Genomic DNA, 13,124 nt, shown 5'->3' with positions numbered 1-13,124 from the left:
ACTACTCTCCACCAAGATCGGAAAAGGGTTTGAGCCCACTCAATAACCCGTACAGACCGTGCAACGGCACGGGCAGCCAAGTGGGGCGATTTTCAGCCTCATAGGCCACTTCATAAGCCGCCTTCTCCAGACCGAACAACGCCAGCGCGGCGTCTTCGCCTTCGGGATCTTGCCATGCATGAGCAAGACTAGCTGCCGCCAGCCGATAAGCGTCGACAAATGCTTGCCGCGCTTCCCTCAGATAACGATCGGCGACCCGTTGACGCGCGGCTTGGGCCTCGGCGGTGTTATCGACGTTATGCACGTTGATTGTCATCGCCGCGGCGTAATCGAAGGAGCGCAATACGCCGCTGACATCTTTATAAGGGCTGTGTTTACCGCGGCGCTCATGCAGCGGCCGCGCCGGCTCGCCCTCGAAATCGATCAGGTAGGCATCGCCCTTGATCACCAGCACCTGCCCCAGGTGCAAGTCACCATGGACGCGGATACGCAAACCGCCAGCAGCCTTTTTACCCAGTTCCTGGACATGGCTGAGGATGGATTTTTTGTTGTCCAGCAAGCGACTGACCAATGCCTGATCCTCGGCGTTCAGTTCAGTCTGATGCTGCTTGAGTAACTTCAGGGCATGTTCCAGTTGCGCCGCCACGTCCTTGGCCGAGGCCAGGGCATCTTTCTGGGTGGTGACCTGTGGAGCGAAGTCCGGGTTGGCGCTCGGGGCCGCCAACACCTGATGCATTTCCCCCAGACGCTGGCCGAGCATGCCGGCAAAATCCTTCAGCTCGCCGAGGGCATTGTAGTGCTGCTCCTGTTCCGAGACAGCATCGGCGAGTTCGTCGCGAAGCGCCCGTTCGAGGTTGTTCTGGGTCCACTCCCACGCATCGCCCTGATTGCTCAAGTAGCCTTGGGCGATCATCAACAGCGTGTCCTCGCCCGCTGCATCGCGACGAATCACCGCCCCCAGCAGCGGCGAAATATTCTGGAAACCGGCATGGGTCAGGTACGCACTCATTTCCAGTTCCGGGTGCACCCCTGTCGCGACCTTGCGGATCAGTTTCAGCACCAGGCTGCTGCCGATCACTACCGAACTGTTGGATTGCTCGGCGGACAGGTAGCGCACCTCCGACTCGGCTGTCAGGCCAAGCCTGGTCAGTTCGTCGGTCGGCTCGAAGCGGATCTCGCCACCGTCGGATGACAACACCGTGCCGGCCTGCATGCCCTGCAACACGGCATGAACAAAGCTGTCGAGGCTGAAGGCATCGGTGATCAAACCGACCTGACGCCCGCGCCGGACCCTGGCCAGCGCCAATTGCTGCGGCAACGCCGCGCCGACTTGCTCCTCGGAGATAAAACCGAATGGCAACTGATAGCGGCTGGTCTGACCGCCGCTGGTGACGTCGATTTCACCCAACAGCACGGGATGCTGCGGGTCGCCAAAGCGCACGCCGTAAGCGAGGTTGACGTTGTCGATGATGCCGTCCTTGCCGGCGTACCAGCGGCGGTTTTGCAACCAGCTCGGCAGGATGCCCTGTTCCAGGGTGTGGCGGGACGGCGCTTCGAGCAGCTCTTCCATGCGTTTCTTCAGCACCAGGGTGGTGAAGTCCGGCAGGCTTTGTGCCGGCTCCACGTGCCAGCTGGGCATTTGGTTTTCCGCCGCCAGCCCGAACCAATAGAAGCCGTAAGGCGCCAGCGTCAGCAGGAAATTCAACTGGCCGATGGGCGGGAACGCATTACCGCCAAGCATCTCCACCGGAACCATGCCGACATAAGCCGACAGATCCAGTTCCGCCGCTTGCGCGCTACGGGATACGTTGGCCACGCACAGAATAATTTCGTGCTTGCCGTCCGGGCCGGTGAATTCGCGGGTATAAGCCAGAATCCGTCGATTGCTCGGCGAGAGCATCTTCAGCGTCCCGCGACCGAAGGCCTTGGACTGCTTGCGCACCGCGAGCAGGCGCCGGTTCCAGTTCAACAATGAATGAGGGTCGCCGGCTTGGGTTTCGACGTTGACCGACAGATAGCCGTAGAGCGGGTCCATGATCGGCGGCAGCACCAGGCTGGCCGGGTCGGCGCGGGAAAAACCGCCGTTGCGGTCGATCGACCACTGCATCGGCGTGCGCACACCGTCGCGATCGCCGAGGTAGATGTTGTCGCCCATGCCGATTTCATCGCCGTAATACAGGGTCGGCGTACCGGGCATCGACAGCAGCAAACTGTTGAGCAATTCCACGCGACGACGATCACGTTCCATCAATGGCGCCAGCCGCCGGCGAATCCCCAGGTTGATCCGCGCCCGACGGTCGGCGGCATAGTAATTCCACAGGTAATCGCGCTCCCGGTCGGTGACCATTTCCAGGGTCAGCTCATCGTGGTTGCGCAGGAAAATCGCCCACTGGCAGTTGGCCGGAATTTCCGGGGTCTGGCGCAGGATATCGGTGATCGGGAAGCGATCTTCCTGGGCCAGCGCCATGTACATGCGCGGCATCAACGGGAAGTGAAAGGCCATGTGGCATTCATCGCCGTTCTGGCCAGTGGCGTCGGTGTTGCCAAAGTACAGCTGAGTGTCTTCCGGCCATTGATTGGCCTCGGCCAGCAACATGCGGTCGGGATAGTTTGCGTCGATCTCGGCACGGATCTGCTTGAGGACGTCGTGGGTCTCGGGCAGGTTTTCGTTGTTGGTGCCGTCGCGCTCGATCAGGTACGGGATCGCGTCCAGACGCAGACCGTCGATGCCCATGTCGAGCCAGTAACGCATCACCGACAGCACTGCTTTCATTACCTGCGGGTTGTCGAAGTTCAGGTCCGGTTGGTGCGAATAGAAACGGTGCCAGAAGTACTGACCGGCCACCGGGTCCCAGGTCCAGTTGGATTTTTCGGTGTCGAGAAAGATGATGCGAGTGCCATCGTATTTCTGATCGTTATCAGACCAGACATAGAAGTCACGGGCCGCCGAACCAGGCTTGGCCTTGCGCGCGCGCTGGAACCACGCGTGCTGGTCCGAGGTGTGGTTGATGACCAGTTCGGTAATCACCCGCAGGCCGCGTTTATGGGCCTCGGAAATGAACCGCTTGGCATCGGCCATGGTGCCGTAGTCAGGGTGCACGCCACGGTATTCGGCGATGTCATAGCCATCGTCGCGTCGTGGCGAGGGGTAGAACGGCAACAGCCAGATGGTGTTGACGCCCAGATCGGCAATGTAATCGAGTTTGGCGATAAGGCCGGGAAAGTCGCCGATCCCGTCATTGTTGGAGTCGAAAAAAGACTTAACGTGAACTTGGTAGATCACCGCATCCTTGTACCAGAGCGGGTCTTTGATAAAGGTGGCTGACCTGGGTTTCTTCGCCATTTGTAACTCCTGTTGAATTCGAAAAAGCCGCTGAGCCGATCACCAACCTTGTGGGAGCGAGCCTGCTCGCGATAGCTTTCTATCAGTCGACATGTCTGTTGAATTTGAAGGAGCCATCGCGAGCAGGCTCGCTCCCACAGGTACTGCGTCTACACGGTAATCCGCCAAATCCCGAACGGCAGATGCCACGGCTCGATCCGCATGAACTGGTACTTGCCGTGCCAGGTCCAGCGGTGGCCGTTCATCAAGTCCTCGCCCTGAGTGACAGCATCGTCGGGCAGGCCCATTTCCCACAGCGGCAATTCGAAATTCGCCTCCTGGGCGTGATGCGGATCGAGGCTGACCGCCACCAGAATGAAATTGCTGCCGTCGACGCTGCGTTTGCCGAAGTACAGAATGTTGTCGTTCCAGGCGTTATAGACCTTCAGGCCCAGGTGCGTGTGCAGCGCCGGGTTCTGCCGGCGGATGCGGTTCAACTGGGCGATTTCGGCAATGATGTTGCCCGGTGCATTGAAGTCCCGCGGACGGATCTCGTACTTCTCGGAATTGAGGTATTCCTCCCGGCCCGGCACCGGTGCCGCTTCACACAGTTCAAAACCCGAGTACATACCCCATAGGCCAGAGCCCATGGTCGCCAGTGCGGCACGAATCAGAAAACCGGCGCGCCCGGATTCATGCAGGAACGCCGGGTTGATGTCCGGCGTGTTGACGAAAAAATTCGGCCGGTAGCATTCACGCCACGGCGATTCGTTGAGTTCGGTTAAATAGGTCGCCAGCTCGCTCTTGGTGTTGCGCCAAGTGAAATAGGTGTAGCTCTGGGAGTAACCGACCTTGCCCAGGCGCGCCATCATCGCCGGCGTGGTAAAGGCCTCGGCCAGGAAGATCACCTCGGGGTACAGCGCCCGCACATCAGCGATCAGCCACTGCCAGAACGGCAATGGTTTGGTGTGAGGATTGTCGACGCGAAACAGCTTCACGCCCTCCTTGACCCAACCCACAACGATGTCACGCAACTCGATCCACAGACTGGGAATCGCGTCCACGGCATAGAAATCGACGTTGACGATGTCCTGGTATTTCTTCGGCGGGTTCTCGGCGTATTTGATCGTGCCGTCCGGCCGCCAGTTGAACCAGCCCGGGTGCTGTTTGAGCCACGGGTGATCCTGGGAGCACTGAATCGCAAAATCGAGAGCGATTTCCAGCCCATGCTCGGCGGCCGCCACAACGAGTCGGCGAAAGTCCTCGCGCGTGCCCAGTTCCGAGTGAATCGCCTCATGCCCACCCTCTTCGCTGCCGATGGCGTAAGGGCTGCCCGGATCGTCGGGGCCAGCGATAAGCGAGTTGTTCGGGCCTTTGCGGTAGCTGCGGCCGATCGGGTGGATCGGCGTGAAATACAGCACGTCGAAGCCCATGTCCTGAATCATCGGCAGCCGCGAATGCACGTCGTTAAAAGTGCCGTGACGGGCCGGATCATCGGTGATCGAGCGCGGAAACAATTCATACCAACTGGCGAACTGCGCCAGCGTGCGTTCCACGTCTACCGGGTATTCCGGGCTCAGGCTCAGGAAGGGACGATGGTCGGCCTGGGCCATCAAGTCCGCGCTGCGTTGGTGCAGAAACAAGGCGACTTGCTCGGTTTCGAGCAGACCGGACAACTCATGGTGCAACGCCGCCAGTTGTTCACTGAGCGGGCCCTCGGAACGTTCGGCTGCCTGCTGGACGTGGGAGCGCCCTTCCTGCAATTCCAGGCTGACCGAAACGCCGACGGCGTGTTTTTTCTCAAGTTCATAACAAAAACTGGCGTACTGATCGATCCAGGCTTCGAGGCAGAACACATAACGCCCCTGCTTCTTGACACGAAACTGGCCCTGCCAGCCGTTATTGCCCAGCTCAGCCATCACCTCGCTCTGCCAGGCTTCGTCGCCGTCGGCACGCCAGCGGATGCGCACGGCCATTTTGTCGTGACCGTCGGCAAACACTTTGCTGGTCACCACCACGTCCTGATCAATCACGGCTTTAACGGCGAATTGCCCGCCATCGAGGGTCGGCATGGTGTTTTCGATCACGATCCGCGGTAGCAGTAACGCCTGCGACAGCGGTATATGCGGGTTGTAGCTCAACTCTGTGGGTTTCTCAGCGGTCATCGAGCATCTCTCCTTAACGCCCCAAGGACGCTCTTGTGCCTGGTCGTCGTTCACACGAAGCGATCTGCCCCGGCATGAACTCACTTAAGTTCCGAACAGCAGGCGCCGGTAAAAGTTCAGAGGGATTTGCCAAGTCTTTCGGGGAATCAAATTCCCTGAGTACGGGTCAATCAACTTAAGCACGACTCACGCCATCTGCCACTGGAGACTGTTTCGATGAGTATTCCTATCCCCGCCGAGACACCCGATCCGAACATTGATGAGCCGACGATTCCGCCCACACCGCCAACCCCGCCGACCGAACCCGGCCCCATCCCGGAGCAGGAACCGCCAGGCACCAGCCCGCCACCGCGGGAAGAGCCGCCGAGCACCCAGCCGCCGGAGATCGTGAGTCCGTAAACTGCATGAAGACTCAAATTATGGGTGTCGATCCTTTTCAAACTGGCGCACGACGATAGGCATTACGCCGAGAATCACCAATGCCAGCAACGTACTGAGCACGGCTGTCGCCTCGCGGCCCATTCCGGCCGAAACACCAATGGCCGCCGTCATCCACAAACCGGCGGCGGTGGTCAGGCCTTTGACATGGCCCTCATCACCATCAGTGTTTTTCAGGATAGTCCCGGCGCCAAGAAACCCGATGCCGGCGATCACGCCCTGCACCACTCGGCTCATGGCATCGGCCTGGGATCCTGACATCTGCGGCACCAGCACAAACAGCGCCGCGCCCAGCGCCACCAGCATATGGGTGCGAACCCCGGCGGCCTTGCCCTTTTGCTCACGCTCGAAACCCAAAATGCCGCCCAGCAAGGCGGCCATCAGCAAGCGCACCGTAATGCGTGTCAGTTGTGAAGCATCGCCAATGTCGGCGAACTCCGCTTGCAGCGTCACCCAAACCTCATGCCACCAAGCGTCCATGGGCGCAGTCCTTATGATGATTTAATGACTCGATAGAGGATGGACCGCACCCACCATTAATCGGTTGCACAGAACGATGACCGGCGGATACGCCCTAACACTTCAGAATCCGCCGAAAAAAGGACGCCTCCATGACCGTGCGCATCGAAAACCAGACCTGTTTCTTCATCACCCAAAACGGCGAAGAAATCCGTCTTTGCTCCGACGTGACCATCATCACCGACGGGGAAAAATCCATGTCGGCGGTCGACCTCGACGACCAGCGTATCTACATCACCGAAGCAGAAGCCGATGCATTGACCGTAGCAGGCGCAGTGGATGAACGCCGGCATTTGAAGGCCACGGACAGTGATTCGGTGATTTGACTGACCCGCATCAACACACGCCGCAAACACCTGGCATAGGCGTTTGCGGCCTGCCGTTGCGGGTGCATCAAGTTGTCGCAGGCGAGTGCCAGAAACTCATCTGATCCGCTTTTTATTGCTATAGCTGAGTCTGTTATGCAAACAGATCGCTGGTCATAGTGCTCAGGCCTGATGGAGGCTGATGAGCGAAAGACCATGAGCGATAGAATCCCCGTCCGAACCGTTGAAACGTTCGAGCCTTTGCGTCCAAAGATAAAGGCAAAGTCCAGCGACAACCTGATCCATACCCGCAGCTTCACGGGTTTGTTCCGCACCCTGCGCATGAGCGGCGCGGGGTTTCTGTTTCTGCTGTTCTTCGGCACGGTGTGGCTGAACTGGGGTGGCCGCCAGGCAGTGCTCTGGGACCTTTGCGAAAGCAAATTCCACATCTTCGGCGCCACCTTCTGGCCACAGGACTTCATTCTGCTTTCGGCGCTGCTGATCATTGCCGCGTTCGGCCTGTTTGCGATCACCGTGTTCGCAGGCCGGGTCTGGTGCGGTTACACCTGCCCGCAGAGTTCCTGGACGTGGATCTTCATGTGGTGCGAGAAGCTCACCGAAGGCGAGCGCAACCAACGGATCAAGCTGCAAGCTGCACCCTGGGGCCTGAACAAACTGATCCGCCGCTCGGCCAAACACACCCTGTGGCTGGCGATCAGCCTGCTCACCGGCCTGACGTTTGTCGGCTACTTCACGCCGATCCGCCCCCTGGCTGAAGAACTGCTGACTTTGCAAATCGGCGGTGTCAGCCTGTTCTGGGTGCTGTTCTTCACTGGGGCCACTTACATCAATGCCGGTTGGCTGCGCGAAGCGGTGTGCATGCACATGTGCCCGTATGCGCGGTTCCAGAGCGTGATGTTCGACAAGGACACCCTGACCATTTCCTATGACGTGGCCCGCGGCGAAAACCGTGGCCCGCGCAAACGTGACGTCAAACCCACCGATGTCGGGCTGGGGGATTGCATTGATTGCCAATTGTGCGTGCAGGTCTGCCCAACCGGCATCGATATTCGCGACGGTTTGCAGATGGAATGCATCGGTTGCGCCGCGTGCATCGACGCCTGTGATTCGATCATGGACAAAATGGGTTATGCCCGTGGGTTGATCAGCTACACCTCGGAGCATGAGTTGCAGGGTGGCAAGACCCACCTGCTGCGCCCGCGACTGATCGGCTACAGCGCGGTGCTGCTGGTGATGATCGGCGCCCTTGCCCTGGCGCTGGTGGAACGGCCGATGGTGTCGCTGGACGTGAGCAAGGACCGTGGCCTGTTCCGCGAGAACAGTGAAGGCCAGATCGAAAACATCTACAGCCTGAAGGTCATCAACAAGACCCAGCAACGTCAGGATTATCAATTGACACTGGTCGATGGCGACGGCTTCCAGCTGCAAGGCAAGACCGAACTGAGCCTGGCCCCCGGTGAGATCGTCGACGTACCGGTGTCGGTGGCCATGACCACGGATCGCCCGAGCAGCAGCTCGCAGACCATCAGTTTCAAGATTGTCGACAGCGATGAGCCGGACATCTACAGCGTGGCCAAGAGCCGGTTTGTTGCGCCGATGAACCGTTGAGCCTTTAAGATGCAGCCCCCTCGCCACATAAGCTCCATTTGCCCAATAGCGCTCCAAACCGGGACTTAAATGAAACGCTACGAAAAATTCGCCGACGACATCGCTGAACTGATCCGCTCCGGCGTCCTCGGTCCCGGCCAGCGGGTGCCATCGGTGCGCTACGCCAGTCAGACCTACGGCGTCAGCCCGTCCACCGTGTTCCAGGCCTATTACCTGCTCGAACGCCGGGGCCTGATCCGCGCCCGGCCGCGTTCCGGCTACTTCGTCAATGCGCATGCACCGAGCCCGTTCTCGGAGCCGGTGATCAGCAGCCAGGTCAACGAGTCCACCGAAGTCGACGTCAGCGAACTGGTGTTCTCGGTGCTGGACTCGATCAAGGATCCGAACACCGTGCCCTTCGGTTCGGCGTTCCCCAGCCCCACGCTGTTCCCGCTGCAACGCCTGTCCCGCTCGCTGGCCAGTGCCGCCCGCGAGATGGACCCGCGCATGGTGGTCACCGACATGTCGCCGGGTAACCCGCAACTGCGTCGACAAATAGCCCTGCGCTACATGGTCGGCGGGCTGATGTTGCCCATGGAAGAGTTGCTGATCACCAACGGCGCCCTCGAAGCCCTGAACCTGTGCCTGCAAGCGGTCACCGAACCCGGCGATCTGGTGGCCATCGAAGCCCCGGCGTTCTACGCCAGCCTGCAAGTGCTGGAACGGCTGAAGCTCAAAGCAGTGGAAATTCCCGTCCACCCACGAGACGGCATCGACCTCGGCGTGCTCGCCCAAACCCTGGAACGACACCCGATCAAGGCTTGCTGGTGCATGACCAGTTTCCAGAACCCCATGGGCGCGACCATGCCCGAAGAGAAGAAGCAGGAGCTGGTGGAGCTGTTGCGCAGCCATCAGGTGCCGCTGATCGAAGACGACGTCTACGCCGAGCTCTATTACGGCCAACAGGCGCCAAAACCGGCCAAGGCTTTTGACACCGAAGGGTTGGTGATGCACTGCGGTTCGTTCGCCAAGAGCCTGGCCCCCGGTTACCGCATCGGCTGGGTCGCTGCCGGGCGGTATGCACAGAAAATCGAACGCCTGAAGCTGATGACCTCGCTCTGCGCCTCAATGCCCGCCCAGGCCGCCATCGCCGATTACTTGCAACACGGCGGCTACGACCGGCACCTGCGCAAACTGCGTTACGCCCTGGAAGAACAGCAAAGCGCCATGCTCGCCGCCATCGCCCGTTACTTCCCGGCCCAGACGCGCGTCAGTCAGCCGGCAGGGGGCTACTTTTTGTGGCTGGAACTGCCGCCGCAGATGGATTCATTAAAGTTGTTTCAGATGGCATTGGCGCAAGGGATCAGCATTGCGCCGGGGCCGATCTTTTCACCGACCCAGCGGTTCAGGAATTGTATTCGGCTGAATTATGGCAGCCCTTGGACTGAAGATTCGGAGAAGGCGATGGAGACGTTGGGGCGGATTGTGCGGTCGTTCTGAAGGTTTGATGTTGTCTGGGCTATCGCCTTCGCGAGCAAGCCCGCTCCCACAGGGGACGGTGATGTTCACAAATGTTGTGTTCACATCCGTCCCCTGTGGGAGCGGGCTTGCTCGCGAAGAGGCCAGAACAGACAAAGCAAATCCCGGGATTAACGCCCGCCCCCCAGGTCGACGAAAGTCCCCGTCGCATAAGAAGCCTTATCCGACAACAACCAAACAATCGCCTCCGCCACTTCATCCGGCCGCCCACCCCGAGCCATCGGGATCGCCGACTCCAGCTTGCTGACCCGGTCCGGATCACCGCTCAATGCATGGAAATCGGTGTAGATGTAACCCGGTCGCACGGCGTTGACGCGAATACCCTCGCCCGCCACTTCCTTCGACAGGCCGATGGTGAAGGTGTCCAGCGCGCCTTTGGACGCTGCGTAGTCGACATATTCGCTGGGGGCGCCCAAGCGGGCTGCGACCGACGACACGTTGACGATGCTGCCACCCTGCCCGCCATGTTTGGGCGACATGCGCAGGATCGCGTGTTTGGCGCAAAGGATCGGTGCCAGGACGTTGGTCTTGAGGATTTTCAGAATACGGAATTCGGACATTTCGTCGATCCGCGACTTTTGCCCGACAGTGCCGGCGTTGTTCACCAGCGCCGTGACCCGACCCAGTTCGGTGTCTACGCGGTGGAACAGACCGATCACTTCGTCTTCGATGCTGACATCGGCACGCACGGCAATGGCCTGGGCGCCGAGTGCGCGGACTTGTTCCAGCACACTGTGCGCCGCCTGTTCGTCGGACTGATAGTTGATACAGATCCGATAGCCAAGCTCAGCGGCCAACAGGGCCGTAGCGGCGCCAATTCCACGGCTGCCGCCGGTGATGACGATGACTTTGTCCATGCTGGCATTTCCCCCGTTACAAGCGTATGCAGTCGGGGCCAAGAATAACCGCCATTGCGCGGTTTTGCATGAACCTGCGTCAATTCCAATGACACAAACCTGTGGCGAGGGGGCTTGCCACAGGGGTCCATCAGCCAGTAGCCAATTGCTCCCCACGATGAATATCGGCCATGAATCGATCAGCAGGCAGCGGATGCCCCAGCAGGTAACCCTGCAACGAGTCGCAGCCCAGTTGGGTCAGGAAGTCTTGCTGGACATCGGTTTCCACCCCTTCGGCGACGATCCGCAAGCCAAGCGCCTGGCCGAGGACGACGATGGCCGAGACGATGGCTGCGTCGTCGCTGTCGTGTTCCAGATCGCGGACGAATCCCCGATCAATCTTCAATTCATTGGCCGGCAGGCGCTTGAGGTACATCAAACTCGAATAACCGGTGCCAAAATCATCGATGGACAGGTCGACGCCCATTTCCGAGAGTTCCTGCAGCACCGTCATGCTCGCATCGGCGTCGCTCATGGCAGTGGTTTCGGTGATTTCCAGGGTCAGGCTGTTGGCCGGCAAATGATGAGTGGCCAAGGCCTTGGCGACGCTCTGGACCAACCCGGCGTGGCAGAACTGCAAGGCCGAGAGGTTCACCGCGATGCGCCAGTCGGTGTAACCGAGCACATACCACTCGCGCATCTGACGGCAGGCTTCGTTGAGCACCCATTCGCCGATCGGAATGATCAGCCCGGTCTTCTCCGCAAGATCGATGAAGCTGTCCGGCTGCAGCATGCCCTGGGTCGGGTGCTCCCAGCGCAGCAATGCCTCGGCGCCCACCGGTCGACCATTGCCAGCGTCGAACTTGGGTTGGTAATAGAGACTGAACTGCTGCTGATCGACAGCGTTGCGCAGGTCTTGCAGCAATTGCAGCTGTTTGCGCGCGTTGCTGTTCATCGAGGCATCAAAGAAGCGATGACCGTTTTTGCCGGCACCCTTGGCGTGGTACATCGCGGCGTCGGCGTTCATCAGCAATTCCTCGGCAATCTCACCGTTACCGGGATAGAGCGCGATGCCGACGCTGGCGGAAATCTGCAAGTCATGCTCCGCGACCCGGAACGAGCGCGCGATCAGCCCCACCTGTCGCGCCGCCAGATTCAGCGCGTCATTCGGCTCGGCGAGCTGCACCAGCAGCACAAATTCATCGCCACCGATTCGCGCCAGGGTGTCCTGGCTGCGCAAATCTTCACGCAGGCGCAGGCCGACCTCACGCAGCAACTGGTCGCCCATGTGGTGTCCAAAGGCATCGTTGACCGGTTTGAAGCCGTCCAGATCAATGAACATCAACGCAAAACAGCCGCCCTGCTCCTTCACCCTCGACATCGCCTGATCGATACGGTCGGCCAGCAATACTCGGTTCGGCAGCCCGGTGAGGGTGTCGTGCAGCGCCAGTTGGGTGAGTTCGCGATTGGCTTCGGTCAGCGATTGAGCGAGGTCCGCGGTGCGAGCCTCCAGGCGTGCATCGAGGATCGAGGTCAGCAAGGCGATACTCAACACCGCGAGGGTGGTGATCAGCACAAGATTGTCCAGGCCCTCACCGTTCAGGCCATCGGCCGCCGCGCCACAGAAACTGCCATCGGCAAAACGGGCCGCGGCCATGCCGGTGTAGTGCATGCCGACGATGGCAATGCCCATGATCACTGCTGCACCGCCGCGGATCAGGCGGACATAAGGTGCGTGCCGGCGCAGACGAAAAGCGATCCATAACGCTGCACCCGACGCGCCAACGGCGATGAGCAACGACGCGCTAAACAGTGCAGGGTCGTAATCGATGCCCGGCTGCATGCGCATGGCGGCCATGCCGGTGTAATGCATGGCACTGATGCCAGCGCCCATCACCAGCGCGCCGAACGCCAGTTGCCAGGCCGGCAGTTGTGGCTGGCTGACCAGCCACAGAGCAAAACCGCAGGACAGGACCGCAATCAACAGGGAGAGCGCCGTGAGAGTAACGTCGTAGCCCAGATCGATCGGCAATGTGAACGCGAGCATGCCGATGAAATGCATCGACCACACGCCGATACCCATCGCGAAAGCGCCGCCCGCCGTCCATAGATGCACCGCCCGACCCTTGGCCGTGGCGATGCGACCGGTGAGGTCGAGCGCGGTATAAGAGGCAAGTATCGCCACACAGAGCGATATGAAAACCAGCGTAAGGGAATAACTACCGATGAGCATGGGACTTCTCGCGACCGCTCCCGCCGTGCTGCGTTCGTGCATGGGGAGCAAAGCCGGCGATTGTACTGATTCCGCGGACGAACGCACTCACAAAGTCATCAAAAGGCCATCAAGGCGATGAAACGTGTGATCGCCGCTCAACTGATCGTTCCCCCGCTC

General features: G+C 60.0%; 9 protein-coding genes. 4 read left to right on the top strand and 5 right to left on the bottom strand.

Annotation, left to right across the window (positions count from 1 at the left end; all coding sequences use genetic code 11):
- Position 1: 1 nt before the first annotated feature.
- Both treS and AB7M29_RS17330 read right to left on the bottom strand, forming a co-directional pair.
- On the bottom strand, positions 2-3,343 hold the full coding sequence (gene treS, locus AB7M29_RS17335; protein ID WP_454247381.1) for a maltose alpha-D-glucosyltransferase: 3,342 nt from the start codon (positions 3,341-3,343) through the stop codon (positions 2-4).
- A 149-nt stretch (positions 3,344-3,492) separates the two neighbouring features.
- Positions 3,493-5,487 (bottom strand): alpha-1,4-glucan--maltose-1-phosphate maltosyltransferase, encoded by a 1,995-nt coding sequence (locus AB7M29_RS17330; protein WP_217854759.1) that lies wholly within the window; start codon positions 5,485-5,487, stop codon positions 3,493-3,495.
- Between the two features lie 216 nt (positions 5,488-5,703).
- Between AB7M29_RS17330 and AB7M29_RS17325 the strand changes: the two genes are divergently transcribed.
- The gene (locus AB7M29_RS17325) at positions 5,704-5,886 is read left to right on the top strand and encodes a hypothetical protein (protein ID WP_454247380.1); all 183 of its coding nucleotides are present in this window, start codon (positions 5,704-5,706) and stop codon (positions 5,884-5,886) included.
- 18 nt (positions 5,887-5,904) lie between these two features.
- On the opposite strand, the gene AB7M29_RS17320 is transcribed toward AB7M29_RS17325, so the two are convergent.
- Positions 5,905-6,405 carry an MgtC/SapB family protein gene (locus AB7M29_RS17320; RefSeq protein WP_217854757.1) on the bottom strand — a complete coding sequence of 167 codons (501 nt, stop codon included), beginning with the start codon at positions 6,403-6,405 and terminating at the stop codon, positions 5,905-5,907.
- A gap of 131 nt (positions 6,406-6,536) precedes the next feature.
- Here AB7M29_RS17320 and AB7M29_RS17315 point away from each other — a divergent pair, with 131 nt between their 5' ends.
- From AB7M29_RS17315 to mapR, 3 genes are all read left to right on the top strand, one after another.
- Positions 6,537-6,770: a DUF3203 family protein gene (locus AB7M29_RS17315; protein ID WP_217854756.1), complete on the top strand. Its 234-nt coding sequence runs from the start codon at positions 6,537-6,539 to the stop codon at positions 6,768-6,770.
- Between the two features lie 195 nt (positions 6,771-6,965).
- On the top strand, positions 6,966-8,378 hold the full coding sequence (ccoG, locus tag AB7M29_RS17310) for a cytochrome c oxidase accessory protein CcoG (RefSeq protein ID WP_217854755.1): 1,413 nt from the start codon (positions 6,966-6,968) through the stop codon (positions 8,376-8,378).
- A gap of 69 nt (positions 8,379-8,447) precedes the next feature.
- A complete protein-coding gene (gene mapR, locus AB7M29_RS17305; protein ID WP_454247379.1) occupies positions 8,448-9,857 on the top strand; it encodes a GntR family transcriptional regulator MpaR in 1,410 nt (469 codons plus the stop codon).
- 149 nt (positions 9,858-10,006) lie between these two features.
- Here mapR and AB7M29_RS17300 read toward each other — a convergent pair whose 3' ends face one another.
- Together AB7M29_RS17300 and AB7M29_RS17295 are read right to left on the bottom strand one after the other, a co-directional pair.
- On the bottom strand, positions 10,007-10,753 hold the full coding sequence (locus AB7M29_RS17300; protein WP_052963439.1) for an SDR family oxidoreductase: 747 nt from the start codon (positions 10,751-10,753) through the stop codon (positions 10,007-10,009).
- A gap of 130 nt (positions 10,754-10,883) precedes the next feature.
- Entirely contained in the window at positions 10,884-12,965 is a 2,082-nt protein-coding gene (locus tag AB7M29_RS17295) for a putative bifunctional diguanylate cyclase/phosphodiesterase (protein WP_454247378.1), read from the bottom strand.
- Between the last annotated feature and the right edge of the window lie 159 nt (positions 12,966-13,124).

Source organism: Pseudomonas sp. F-14 TE3623 (genome assembly GCF_053629015.1).
The sequence above is the reverse complement of the archived record's forward strand: the minus strand, read 5'-3'. Positions and strand labels throughout refer to the sequence as shown.